Origin of the sequence: Nonomuraea sp. NPDC050556, from assembly GCF_044457355.1 — a bacterium.
Lineage (GTDB): Bacteria > Actinomycetota > Actinomycetes > Streptosporangiales > Streptosporangiaceae > Nonomuraea.
The window spans coordinates 610649-622887 of sequence record NZ_JBITGU010000006.1 but is presented as its reverse complement, the minus strand read 5'-3'; the positions used below and the strand labels follow the sequence as shown (position 1 = coordinate 622887).

Below are 12239 nucleotides of genomic sequence, written 5' to 3'. Positions count from 1 at the left end.
GTTTGGCAAGAATCCATGCCCTTTGTGCCGTAATTTCCCTGGCATGGCTGAGGTGCTGGTCGCCCGGGTGGCGCGGTGGGCGCGCGAGATTCCGTCCGCGCCCGCGTTCACGTTCGTGGACTATCTGGGCGACGGCGCGCGGCACACGCTCACGTGGGGGCAGGTCGACCTGCGGGCCAGGGCGCTTGCCGTACGGCTGCGCGAGCTCGCCAGGCCGGGGGACAGGGCCGCCGTGCTCGCGCCCCAGGGGCTCGACTACGTGGTGGCGATGGTCGGCTGCATGTACGCCAAGGTCATCGCGGTGCCGCTGTTCGCGCCCGGCCTGCCGGGGCACGCCGACCGGCTCACCCGCTCCTACGCCGACGCCTCGCCCGCCATCGTGCTCACCACGTCGGCCGCGCTGGACGGGGTGCGGGCGTTCCTGGAGGACGCTCCGGCGCCCAAGGAAGTGGTGGTGCTGGACGCGGTCTCCTCGTTGCTGGCCGACGAGTTCGAGCCGGTCGCGCTGGGGCGGGACGATCTGGCGTACCTGCAGTACACGTCGGGCTCCACCCGGATGCCCGCCGGGGTGGAGATCACGCACGGGAACATCCTCGCCAACGCTACGCAGCTGTGGGAGGCGTTCGACGCGCAGCCGCGCACCTCCACGGCGGCGCTGTGGCTGCCGTTGTTCCATGACATGGGGATGATCGCGACCATCGCGCTGCCGATCCTCGGGGGGAACCATGTCACGTTCATGGACCCGGTGGCGTTCGTGATGCAGCCGGTGCGGTGGTTGCAGCTGCTCAGCGGGGTTCCTGACGTGTACACCGGGGGGCCGAACTTCGCCTTCGAGTACGCGGCGTCGCGGGTGACGCCTGACGAGCTGGCCGCTCTGGACCTGTCGGGTGTGCGCGTCATGCTCAACGGCGCGGAGCCGGTACGGCCTGCTACGGTGCGGCGCTTCAACGAGGTCTTCGGTCCGTGCGGGTTGCGGCCGTCGGCCGTCACTCCCGCGTACGGCCTGGCCGAGGCGACGGTCTTCGTGTCCGCGATGCACAGGGACCTCCCGATGCGCGTGACCGCCTTCGACCGCGAAGCCCTCGGCGAGGGACGCGCGGTGCCACCCGTCGGCGCCGAGAGCGTCCTGGTCTCCCACGGCAAACCCACCGGACAGCAAGTACAGATCGTCCCCAACAACCCCAACAACCCCAACAACCCCAACAACCCCAACAACCCCAACAACCCCAAGGGGGTTGTGGTGGGAGAAGAGGGGGGTGGGGGCGGGCAGGGGGAGGAGCCCTTCCCAGGGGGTGTCCCTGAGGGGGTTGTCGGGGAGATCCGGGTGCGGGGGGACAACGTGGCGCGGGCCTACTGGCGGGATCCCGAGCGGTCCTCTGAGGTGTTCGTGGACGGCTGGCTCCGCACCGGGGATCTGGGCGTGATCTACGACGGCGAGCTGTACATCACCGGGCGGGTCAAGGACCTCATCATCGTCGACGGCCGCAACCACTACCCGCAGGACATCGAGGTGACCGTCCAGGACGCCAGCGACTCCATCCGCCGCGACCACGTGGCCGCCTTCGCGGTGCCCGGCGAGGAGACCGAGCGGCTGGTGGTCGTGGCGGAGCGGTCCCGGCGGGCGACGGCGTCCGTGGACGAGGTGGTCTCCGCCGTCAGGGCGGCTGTCGCGAGAAATCATGATTTATCGGTGTATGACGTCGTCCTGACCGAGGCGGGAGCCGTACCGCGCACGTCCAGCGGGAAGATCGCCCGGCGGGCCTGCCAGCAGGCCTACCTGGAGGGCGCGTTTGTTTGAGTCGCTCGGCCGGTTCGTCTATCGAGGCCGCTGGACGCTCCTGGTACTGAGCCTGGTCGCGGCGATCCTCGTCGCGCCCTTCGGCCTGGAGCTGTTCGGCCGCATGGTGGACGGCGGGTTCGAGGACCCGGCCGCCGAGTCGACCACCTCGGCCCGCTGGAACGACGAGTGGTACAGCGGCAACGCCCCCGACGTCGTCGTCCTCTACCGGCACGCCACCGTCAAGGTCGCCGACGAGCGGTACCGCCAGGCCGTACACGACGTGCTCAGGGCCCTGCCGTCGTCCAAGGTGCGCAGGATCGTCACCTACTGGTCGTCGCGCTCCAAGCAACTGGTCTCCAAGGACGGCTACGCCACCTACGCGCTCATCACGCTGCGCGGCGGCCCGCAGACCAAGCAACAGAACTACGCCGCGATCAAGGACGAGCTGCGCGTCGCCAACCTCGATGTGCGCATCGGCGGCTCGGTGCCGCTGGTCAAGGACCTCAACGACCAGACCGGCGCCGACCTGGCCAGGGCTGAGACGATCTCGATGCCGGTGCTGCTCGTGTTGCTGGTGCTGGTGTTCGGCAGCCTGGTGGCGGCCGGGCTGCCGCTGGTCGTCGGGCTGTTCTCGGTGCTCGGGGCGCTGGTGCTGCTCAGGCTGCTGACCGAGGTGACCGACGTGTCGGTCTTCTCGCTCAACGTGGTCACCATGCTGGGGCTCGGGCTGGCGATCGACTACTCGCTCTTCGTCCTGAGCGCCTTCAGGGAGGAGATCCGCGCGGGGGCGACCAGGGAGCAGGCCGTGGTGCGGACCATGGCGACGGCCGGGCGCACGGTCGCGTTCTCCGGGCTCACGGTGGCCACGGCGCTGCTCGGGCTGCTGTTGTTCCCGCAGATGTTCCTGCGGTCCATCGGGCTCGGCGCGGCGGCCGTCGTGGTGGTGGCGATGGTGTCGGCGCTGGTCGTGCTGCCTGCCGTACTCGCCGTTCTGGGGCCTGGGGTGGACGCGTTGCGGGTCACGCCGCGGTTCGGGTTCGCCGAGGGGAGCCTGTGGCATCGGGTGGCGTCCAGCGTGATGCGGCGGCCGGTGCTGTATCTCGTCGTCGTGGCCGTGGTGCTGGTCTCGCTGGCGCTGCCGTTCCTGCACGTGCGGTTCGGCAACGTGGACCACCGGGTGCTGCCGTCCGGGGTGGAGTCGCGGCAGGTGGCCGAGACGATCGACCGTGACTTCGCCAGGAACACCATGGCGACGATCGACGTCCAGGTGCTGGTCGAGCGGGATCTGCGGGAGGACGGCTACGGGGCCACCGAGGTCAGCCCGCTGGACGTCAAGCCGTTCGTCTCGCGGCTGAAGGACCTGCCAGGGGTGACCGGGGTCGACGTCACGGGGTTCTCGCAGGACAACGGCGCGGTACGGCTGGCCGTACGTTATGGCGCTGATCCGATGTCGGACCAGGCGCAACGGCTGGTCACGCTGATCCGCTCGATGACGCTGGAGCCGAACTTCCGCCAGGTGGTCGTCGGCGGGTCGACGGCGGCGCAGATGGACCTCATGGCCAGCCTGGCGGCGACGCTGCCGTGGATGGTGCTGGTGGTGTGCGGGGTCACGGGGGTGCTGCTGTTCGCGGCCTTCGGGTCGCTGGTGTTGCCGTTGAAGGCGCTGCTGATGAACGTGGTGTCGATCGGGGCGTCGTTCGGGGTCATCGTGTGGGCGTTCCAGGACGGGCACCTGGCTTCCGTGCTGGGGTTCACGTCGACGGGGTCCATCGAGGCGACGGTGACGGTGCTGATCCTCGCGGTGGTGTTCGGGCTGTCGATGGACTACGAGCTGTTCCTGCTGTCGCGGGTGCGGGCGGAGTGGCTGCGGACCGGGGACAACACCGTGGCCGTGGCAGTGGGTCTTCAGAAGACGGGCGGGATCATCACGAGCGCGGCGTTGTTGCTGCTGGTGGTGATCGGGGCGTTCTCGACCGCGGGGATCACGATCGTGAAGTTGCTCGGGGTCGGGATGTTCGTGGCCATCGTGGTGGACGCGACGCTGGTGCGCGCATTGCTGGTGCCCGCCACGATGCGGCTGCTGGGGGCGGCCAACTGGTGGCTCCCCCCGTGGCTACGCCGCCTCCACACCCACATGGACCTCCACACCCCACCCGCAGCAACCGCCACCACTCCACCCCTCCCAGCCACGCCTGCCCGCCCACCCCTCCCCGCCCCTCCGCCCGCCAGCCCTCCGCTCGCTGTCCCATCGGCGCTTCTCCCAGGCGCCGGTACGGCGAGCGGGGACGTCGGTGGAGCTCGGCGCCCTTCTACGGCGAGCACAGGAGGGCGCGTGATCAAGGCCAACCCCAGCGGCCCCGGGTGGTACTGGGCGGAAGAGGACGGCGAGCCAGCAACCGTCCGTTCAGTGGTCTTCAGCGCAGACACCGACCCTGTCCCGCTGAAAGCAGAACACGAGTCCACCGGCGGCTGGGTGCGCGTGGCTACGGGCCGTACCAAGGTGGTCAAAGCCGACGGCAGCGGCTGGAAGTGGGTCGAGGTCGATGGCTGAGCTCGCCCTCCAAGCGACCCGCACCTGGCCCCTCTACCTCGTAGTAGCCCTGGCAGGCTTCGTCACCACCCTCGACAACACTGTGGTGACCGTAGCCCTCCCCACCATCCAGCAGGACCTCGCAGCAAGCCTCCCCGCCCTGGAATGGGTGGCCACCGGCTACATCATCACCTTCGCCGGACTCATGCTGGCCGGAGGCAGGCTCGCCGACGTCTACGGCCGAAGGAACGCGCTCCTCGCCGGACTCACCATCTTCACCACCGCCTCCCTGGGCGCGGGCCTGGCGGGCTCCATCGAGATGCTCGTCCTGATGCGCGTCATCCAGGGCATGGGCGCCGCGCTGATCCTCCCGGCAACGCTCGCCGTACTGGCTGGGCGACCGGACGGCGAGCGGTCCACAGGCGTGGCCGTCTGGATGGCCTCCGGCGCGGGAGCCCTGGCCCTGGGCCCGGTCGTCGGCGGGTACCTGAGCCAGCACACCCACTGGAGCTGGGTGTTCCTCATCAACGTCCCGATCGGCGCGGTGACCATCGCCTTCGCCCTGACGGCAGTCCCCGAGTCGCGCCCCACGCCCAGACGGCTCGACCTGCCCGGCCTGGTGGCGTCGGCCGTCTTCCTGTCCGCGGGGACGTTCGCGCTCATCCACGGCGCCGACCGTGGCTGGACCTCGCCGCTCATTCTCACCGCCCTCGCGGCGAGCGCCGCGGGCGGCGTCATGTTCCTGGTGGTCGAGCGGAGGGCCGCGGATCCGATGGTCGAGCTGGCGCTCTTCCGCTCCAGGACGTTCAGTGGCGGCGTCGCCGCGCAGGTGCTCTGGGGGTTGGGCGTCAACGGCGTCTTCTTCTACACGGCGCTGTTCCTCCAGGGGGTGCTCGGCTTCTCGCCGACCGCGTCGGGGCTGGCGTTCGTGCCGCTGGCGCTGCTGGTGGTCGTGGTGACGCCACTGGTGCCGAAGCTGGAGGTACGGCTGGGCCCCGGCCACACCGTCGCCCTGGGCCTGGCCCTGGTGGCTGCGGGGATGGCGGCGGTCGCGTTCCTGCGGTCCGGCGACGGGTGGGCGGACCTGCTGCCCGCCGTGTGCGCGATCGGGGTGGGCTCGGCGCTGACGATGCCGCTGGGCTCGGCGGTGCTGGGCGCGGTCCCCGAGGCGCAGGCGGGGGTGGCAGGCGGCGTCTTCACCGTGGGTCGTGAAATTTCAGGCCTCTTCGGGATTGCGGCGATCGGGGCGATCGTCCACACCGCGGACACCTTCTCGCGCGGCTACTCCATCGGCCTCCTCACCGCCGCCGCGCTCGTCGTGGGCGGCTCGCTGATCAGCCTGAACACGCTGCCATGAGGATCTCCATCCTGGCCCTCGGCTCACGCGGCGACACCCAGCCGTGCGTGGCCCTGGCCCAGGGCCTGACCCAGCGCGGCCACAGCGTGACAGTCGTCGCAGCCGCCCGCTACGCCCCCCTGATAACCACCCCCATCCCCGACCCCACCCCAACCTCGGCCCCCGACCACAACAACCGCACCCCCGACCCCACCCGCACCTCCGACCACCACAACCGCAGCCCCGACTCCACCCGCAGCCCTGACCGCAACCCCGACCCCAAGACCCCAAAAAGAGGGATCCATCCCCAAAGGGAAACTCCTTCGCAGGAGGGGACCCCTCCCCGAGGGTGGATCTCTCAAAGGGTCCCTGGGGCAAGGTTGGCCCACGCGCCGCTCAGCGTCGACCCGATGGCGATCGTGGAGAGCGAGGAGGGCCAGGCGTGGTTGCGCAGCGGCCCGCTCGGCTTCGTCCGCGGCTTCAGGACCGTGGTGGAACCGCTCGCCGAAAGGCTCGTGGCCGAGGTCGACGCCGCCTGCGCGAAGGCCGACCTCGTGCTGGCCCCGGCGCTGGGCAGCTTCGGCAGGCACCTGCACGACCTGTACGGCACGCCGTACATGCTGCTCCACTTCCAGCCCAGCGAGCCCACCCGAGCGTTCCCCAACCCGCTGATCGACGCCAGGAGCCTCGGCGCGGTAGGCAACCGGATCAGCTACGCGCTGATCGAGCGGCTGAGCTGGCTCATGCTCGCCAGGATGGTCAACAGGCTGCGTGGCAGCGTCCTCGGCCTGGCGCCGATGCGAGGCAGCCCGTTCGCCGCCGACCGCAGGGGCCGGGTGCCGGTGCTCTGCGGGGTCAGCCCGCACGTGGTCGACCGCCCCCGCGACTGGCCGGAGCACGTGCATCTCACCGGCTACTGGCGGGTCGCGGGGGAACGGTTGCCCGACGATCTGGAGGCGTTCCTGCAGGCCGGGCCGAAGCCGGTGTACGTGGGGTTCGGCAGCATGGCGGGCCGCTCGTCGGTGCTCGATGAGGTCAAGGGGCGGGTCGTGGTGCAGGGGTTGACCGCCGAGCCGTCCGACGACGTCTTCGTAGCCGGTGACGTGCCGCACGATCTGCTCTTCCCGCGCATGGCGGCGATCGTGCACCACGGCGGCGCGGGCACGACGGGCGCCGCTTTGACGGCTGGGGTGCCGAATATCGTGTGCCCGTTCTTCGCCGACCAGCCCTTCTGGGCGAGGAGGGTGGCGGCGCTGGGCGCGGGTCCTCCCGTGGGGGCTGACCTGCGAGAAAGGCTGCTGGCCGTACCCCAATATGTTGAAAAATCAGCGCAACTCGGGCGGTTACTGGAAGTTGAAGACGGCGTGAAGACCGCGGTCGACCTCATTGAACAGTATTGATCGTCCGGATAGGGTGCAGATGCCCCCTTGATCCCCTCGTGGAGTAGGTCCCATGCGACAGCGGAAATTCTTCGTCATCGCCCTCGCCTTAGCACTGCTCGGCATCGTCGCGCCGAACGCCTCGGCCGCGGACGACTCGAAGAGCTGCAAGGACCTGATGGCCTCGGACACCCCGGCGTACGTCGTCTGCCGCTGGCTGGCCACCCCTGAGGAGGCCGCCGAGATCGCCAAGTTCTGGCTCGGCAACGACGGCGAGAACATGAAGAACACCCAGCCCTTCGACTCGCCGAAGGTCAACTGCACCGAGGCGGGCAACGTCTGCTCGGACGACCTCGAAGGCGACGGCATCCCGCACGACGCGGGCGACCCCGACGTGCCGGGCGCCGAGGACGACGAGGGCAAGCCGGAGTGCAAGGACGGCGAGACGACCTGCTCCGTCGACCCCGACACCGTCTCGCAGGAGGACCTCAAGGCCGCTGCCGAGACCCCGGCCGGCCAGTCGGCCAAGACCGCGACCGCCTCTGGCCTGCGGGTGTGGATCGACACCGACCTGGCGGACGACTGGAAGGCGGGCAAGCTCGCCGAGGCCGTCAAGCAGGTGGCCGCGCTCACCGCGCAGCCCGGCGTGATCGGCGTCAGGTTCTCCTCCCAGGTTGGCTACAACCAGACGCTGACCACCGCGGAAGAGGTCGAGAAGTTCGTCACCGAGGCCTCGGCCGCGCTGCGCAAGGTGGTGCCGGGCAAGAAGCTGGCGATCCACACCGTGATCCCGCTGTTCGGCTGCGGCGCCAACGACGCGTGCAAGACCGAGATCGCCAAGAAGTACCCGACGCTCGACCCCGAGCTGTTCACCCGCCTGCTCGCCGCGGGCACCGTGGACCAGCTCGGCCTCGACGACGGCCACCTGGCCACCGAGTTCACCACCTGGAAGATCGACGCGGCCGAGGCGCAGCGCAACCAGTGGATCCAGGTGCGCGCCCGCGCCTGGGACGCCTACGCGCAGATCGCCGCCGAGGACGCGGTCTTCACCGCCCCCGACTCCTCGAAGCTGACAGCGGAGCAGGCCGAGAAGACGATCACCGAGCGGGTGGCGGCCGTGCTGCAGGCGGACGCCGCGGAGACCGTCACGCTGTGGACGCGCTGGCAGGACCCGAACGGCACCGTCAACCGCGTGCTCGGCGCCAAGAACGCCGACAACCCGACCTGGGAGAAGCTCAAGCTGCTCGGCTCGGTGAAGCCCAGGCTCGCCACGATCTACGACCCGGCGGCCCCCGAGGTGGACGTCGCCACCGACATGAAGAAGCTCGCCGAGGTGTTCGGCCAGCTCTACGTGCGCGGCTGACCGGCGAGGGTCGTGACGAGGCTCGACCGGTTCGTCACGCCCGCCTTCCTGAACACTTTGCCCAGGTGCGTCTCGACGGTCTTCACGCTGAGCCGTAGCTGGCCCGCGATCTGCTGGTTGGTGAGCCCCTCACCGACCAGCAGCGCGACCTCACGCTCTCGGACGGTCAGGTCGGCGGAGTCGGCACTTCCCCGGGTACGCCGGGGGCCGAGCCTGCGCAGCTCCGCCATGGCCAGCTCGGCGAAACGCGGGCTGCCACACGACTCGAACAACGCCTTGGCCCTGCTCAGCTCGCCCGCGTCGGCCTGCGCACTCCCGGCCAGCAGCCTGGCCTGCGCCTCGTACATCCTGGCCCCGACCGCGGCGAACCGCCCCGCCGCCTCGCCCGCCAGGTGCGCCGCCTGCCGTTCGTCGCCCTGCGTCGCCAGGGTTCTGGCGCGGGCGAGCAGGGCGTAGTCGTGCCTGCCCGGGACGGCCTGGGGCCACAGGGCGGCCTCGTCCAGGTCGAGCTCGCCCGTCCCCACGCGGGCCACCGCGAGCGCGGACCTGAGGTCGTCGGCGAGGGGGCGCCCGGCCAGCGGCAGTGCGCGGACCAGGTGGCGTACGGCGTCCGCGTGCCGTTCGACGTGGATCTCCGCCCAGGCCACCAGGAGTGCCGCCTCCAGCGCCTCTGACAGCTCGCCGTCCAGCAGGCTGTCGAACAGGTCGGCGCATCTCGCCGCGTGCCCCTCGGCCGAAGCGCGTCGCCCGTCGTGGCAGAAAGAGACGGCGAGCACGGCATGTGCGCCCGCTTCGTATGGTCTGGCTGGTTGTTCGGCGAGAACCTGAAATGCCCACGCACGCGACCTGCCCACGAATCCTCCCGTAGGGCCCCCGTGGAGTAGTACGCAGTGGAATCCGGGTGGGTTCAAGGCATATGATTAGAACAATATTCTAGGAGCTGGGTCATGACGTGGCTTTCCGCGACGCGTGCACAGTTACACCAGACGATCGTCGAGCTCCCGCCGGGAAGCGCCCGCGCGGCGGTCGTCGCCAGGTGCGCCCGGGTGGAGCGGCTGCTGGGGCGCTATCGGGAGTCCGCCGCCCTGGTCGCCAGGGAGATCGAAGCGCTGCCCGACGGCGAGGAGCGGTCGGCCGTGGAACTGCGGCTGGAGCTGGCCGCCGCCACGATCGGCGACGGGGTGCCCGAGCCGGTGGTCGCGGCGGCGCGGCGGGTGGGCGGCGAGCCGGTGCAGGCGGCGGCGCTGGCCATGAGCGCGTACGGTGACCTCGCGCGGGGGGCGCGCATCCGGCGGACGTACGCGCGCATCGCCAAGGCGGCCGGGCTGGTGGACTCGTTGCCCGATGATCACTACCCGGCGCTCGAGTGGCTGAGCTGGGCGGAGCTGCTGATCAACCGTCCAGCGGACGCCGTACGGCACGCGGAGCGCGGGATGCGGCTTGGCGGGGCCTACGTGGAGGCGTCGATGTCGCACTGCCTCGGCATCGCTCAGGGGGTGCGGGGGCAGTTGTCGCAGGCGGTGGAGACGCTGGACCACGCGGCGGTCTTCGCTGGGGACCATCCGCGGGCGTTGATCGCGCGGTCGCACCAGTGTGAGGTGCTGATCTGGATGGGGGAGGCGGAGTCCGCTGAACGCCTGGCATCGGCGGCCGCGCGGCGGGCCGGCCGTACTGCGGCTGGGATCCTGGCGGCGGTGCGGCTGTTGCACGGGGATGCGGCTGGGTGTGCCGACCTGCTCGTCGGGGTTGGGGGTGGGTACTCGTTGCACCTTTTCGAGCCGTTGCGGCGATCGCGCCATCTGGTGGTGCTGTCGGAGGCGATGCGCGCTTTGGGGAGGTACGGCGAGGCCGAGCGTGCTGCGCGGGGGGCGCTTGCTTGCGGGCACGGGCTGGTGGACGGGCGGGCGCGGTTGGCATTGGCGGGGGCGTTGCGCTCGCTGCCGCTGGCGGTTTCGGTGGCGATGCGCTTCGAGGCGGAGGGGAATCTGGCGGAGGCGGCCTCCGCGAGGGTCCTGGCAGGCACGCTTGCCTCCGACCTCGCTTTGACCCAACCCTCCGCGCCTTTGGACACCCAACCCTCCACCCCTTCGAGCACGCCGCCCTCCGCCCCTTTGGACAGCCGACCCTCCGACCGCTTGGCCGCCCGACCCTCCGGGCCCTTGGCCGCCCGACCCTCCGGGCCCTTGGGTGCGCGGTCCTCGGACTCTTCAGGCACTCGGCCCTCCGATGCTTTGCGCGCGCCCTCTGGCTTCGTGGGCGCGGAGCCCTCTGGCTTCGCGGCGGCGCAGACCCCTGGCTACACGGGCGCGGGGGCCTCTGGTTTCGAGGGTGTGGGGGCCTCTGACCTCGCGGGTGTTCGGGTCTCTGGTCGCGCGGAGGCTTCTGGTCCCTCGGGGGCCTCTGGCTTTGTGGGCGCGTCGGGCTTGGCTGAGGAGGCTCGGGGGCATCTGCTGCGGGCGCGTGAGCTGGCCGCTTCGTGCGGGGCACGACTCTTTGCCGAGGCAGCCGCGCGAGCACTGGTGCGGGTCCCTGTCGAGCTTTCCGGCCGGGAGCGCGAGGTCGCCGACCTGGTGGTGGCCGGATGCAGCAACAGGGAGATCGCAGCGCGGCTGTTCGTCAGCGCACGCACGGTCGAGTCGACGTTGACCGGCATCTACGCCAAGCTCGGCATCTCCTCCCGCGCCGCCCTCACCGCCCTACTCACCTGCCGGTAGGCCAGCCCGACTGTCAGGTTGCCGCACCACACCCTGCTCATCTGCCGCCGGACCGCCGGATGACCAGCCGTAAGGCAGCCGCACCACGGCGGCCTTGCTCGTCCGCCGTTGGGTCGCCTGGATCACCAGTCGTAAGGCGGCTGCACTACGGCGGCCCTACTCACCCGCCGTTAGGGCGTCTGGATCACCAGCCGTAGGGCGGCTGCACCGCGGCGGCCTTGCTCACCTGCCGCCAGACTGCCTGGACGATTACCGCGTGAGGTTGCCGCACCACGGGCCCGCGCACCTGCCTCCAGACCGCCTGGATGACCTGCCGTGCCGCGTGAGGGCGCTCGACGGCCCTACCTGCCTGCCCTCAGGTGGCTGGGGAGGCGATGACGACGGTCACGTCGGCGGGGGTGTCCTCTGTCCTGTAGGCGTGCGGAGCGTCTCCCGGGAAGGCCAGCAGGTCGCCTTCCCCCAGTTCCCTAAGGTCGTCCGTCGGGCCCGCGGTGAGGTGGCCGGACGAGATCAGCAGGTGCTCGATCGTGCCCGGAGCGTGGGGGATGCCGTCGACGGTGGTGTTCGGCGGGAGGCGGAGACGCCAGAGCTCTAGGCTGTGGCCGCCGCTGATCCTCCTGAGCAGTTCCCTGGTGGGGCCACCGTCGAGCGGTTCGGTCGCCGGGAGGTGGAGGGTGTCCGTGGGGGAGTCGCGGGTCAGCAGGTCGGTGAGGGGGATGGCCAGAGCTACGGCTATGGCGTCGAGGGTGTCGATGGTCGGGTTGCCCGTGCCTGCCTCCAGTTGCGACAGCGTCGCCTTGCTGAGGCCGGTGCGCCTGGCGAGCTCGGCCTGGCTCATTCCCCGCTGCCTGCGCCGCCGCTGCACCTGCGCACCGGCAGCAGCCGCCGCACTACTCGCGATCATCGCCGCACCACCATCCTTCCGCCACCCTCATCTGTCCCACTGTCCCCATCGAAGCGATCAACGGTCCGCCGTCCGCCTCCCCACCGTGCGTCTTCCCGCCGTGCGTCTTCCCGCCGTGCGTCTTCCCGTCGTCCGTCTTCCCGTCGTCCGTCGTCAGCGGGTGGCCGTGACCCGTCGGTCCTCGCCGTCGGCCGTTGCCCGTTGGCTGTGAGCCGTCGGCGCTCCCGCCGTTA

8 protein-coding genes are annotated in these 12239 nt (G+C 70.7%); 6 read left to right on the top strand and 2 right to left on the bottom strand.

Annotation, left to right across the window (positions count from 1 at the left end; translation table 11 throughout):
- Positions 1-43: 43 nt before the first annotated feature.
- The 5 genes from ACIBG8_RS49655 to ACIBG8_RS49635 are packed head-to-tail and all read left to right on the top strand — an operon-like array spanning position 44 to position 8388.
- The gene (locus tag ACIBG8_RS49655) at positions 44-1798 is read left to right on the top strand and encodes a fatty acyl-AMP ligase (RefSeq protein ID WP_397350340.1); all 1755 of its coding nucleotides are present in this window, start codon (positions 44-46) and stop codon (positions 1796-1798) included.
- Complete coding sequence (locus ACIBG8_RS49650) at positions 1791-4331, top strand: MMPL family transporter (RefSeq protein ID WP_397350339.1); 2541 nt, start codon at positions 1791-1793, stop codon at positions 4329-4331. The genes ACIBG8_RS49655 and ACIBG8_RS49650 overlap by 8 nt, the downstream gene beginning before the upstream one ends.
- Positions 4324-5667 carry a DHA2 family efflux MFS transporter permease subunit gene (locus ACIBG8_RS49645; RefSeq protein WP_397350338.1) on the top strand — a complete coding sequence of 448 codons (1344 nt, stop codon included), beginning with the start codon at positions 4324-4326 and terminating at the stop codon, positions 5665-5667. Before ACIBG8_RS49650 ends, ACIBG8_RS49645 begins: the two co-directional genes overlap by 8 nt.
- On the top strand, positions 5664-7046 hold the full coding sequence (locus ACIBG8_RS49640; RefSeq protein WP_397350337.1) for a glycosyltransferase: 1383 nt from the start codon (positions 5664-5666) through the stop codon (positions 7044-7046). Before ACIBG8_RS49645 ends, ACIBG8_RS49640 begins: the two co-directional genes overlap by 4 nt.
- A gap of 52 nt (positions 7047-7098) precedes the next feature.
- Positions 7099-8388: a hypothetical protein gene (locus ACIBG8_RS49635; RefSeq protein WP_397350336.1), complete on the top strand. Its 1290-nt coding sequence runs from the start codon at positions 7099-7101 to the stop codon at positions 8386-8388.
- On the opposite strand, the gene ACIBG8_RS49630 is transcribed toward ACIBG8_RS49635, so the two are convergent.
- Positions 8373-9164 (bottom strand): LuxR C-terminal-related transcriptional regulator, encoded by a 792-nt coding sequence (locus ACIBG8_RS49630; RefSeq protein ID WP_397350335.1) that lies wholly within the window; start codon positions 9162-9164, stop codon positions 8373-8375. The genes ACIBG8_RS49635 and ACIBG8_RS49630 overlap by 16 nt on opposite strands.
- A gap of 171 nt (positions 9165-9335) precedes the next feature.
- Here ACIBG8_RS49630 and ACIBG8_RS49625 point away from each other — a divergent pair, with 171 nt between their 5' ends.
- Positions 9336-11102 carry a LuxR C-terminal-related transcriptional regulator gene (locus ACIBG8_RS49625; protein WP_397350334.1) on the top strand — a complete coding sequence of 589 codons (1767 nt, stop codon included), beginning with the start codon at positions 9336-9338 and terminating at the stop codon, positions 11100-11102.
- A 355-nt stretch (positions 11103-11457) separates the two neighbouring features.
- Here the strand turns inward: ACIBG8_RS49625 and ACIBG8_RS49620 are convergent, their stop codons facing one another.
- Positions 11458-12006 carry a helix-turn-helix domain-containing protein gene (locus ACIBG8_RS49620; protein WP_397350333.1) on the bottom strand — a complete coding sequence of 183 codons (549 nt, stop codon included), beginning with the start codon at positions 12004-12006 and terminating at the stop codon, positions 11458-11460.
- Positions 12007-12239: the final 233 nt, after the last annotated feature.

What these genes read in the sequence shown, in the direction of transcription:
- ACIBG8_RS49655 (WP_397350340.1), top strand. Translation starts at nt 44, where the DNA reads ATGGCTGAGGTGCTGGTCGCCCGGGTGGCGCGGTGGGCGCGCGAGATT.
- ACIBG8_RS49645 (WP_397350338.1), top strand. Translation starts at nt 4,324, where the DNA reads ATGGCTGAGCTCGCCCTCCAAGCGACCCGCACCTGGCCCCTCTACCTC.
- ACIBG8_RS49640 (WP_397350337.1), top strand. Translation starts at nt 5,664, where the DNA reads ATGAGGATCTCCATCCTGGCCCTCGGCTCACGCGGCGACACCCAGCCG.
- ACIBG8_RS49635 (WP_397350336.1), top strand. Translation starts at nt 7,099, where the DNA reads ATGCGACAGCGGAAATTCTTCGTCATCGCCCTCGCCTTAGCACTGCTC.
- ACIBG8_RS49625 (WP_397350334.1), top strand. Translation starts at nt 9,336, where the DNA reads ATGACGTGGCTTTCCGCGACGCGTGCACAGTTACACCAGACGATCGTC.
- ACIBG8_RS49620 (WP_397350333.1), bottom strand. Translation starts at nt 12,006, where the DNA reads ATGATCGCGAGTAGTGCGGCGGCTGCTGCCGGTGCGCAGGTGCAGCGG.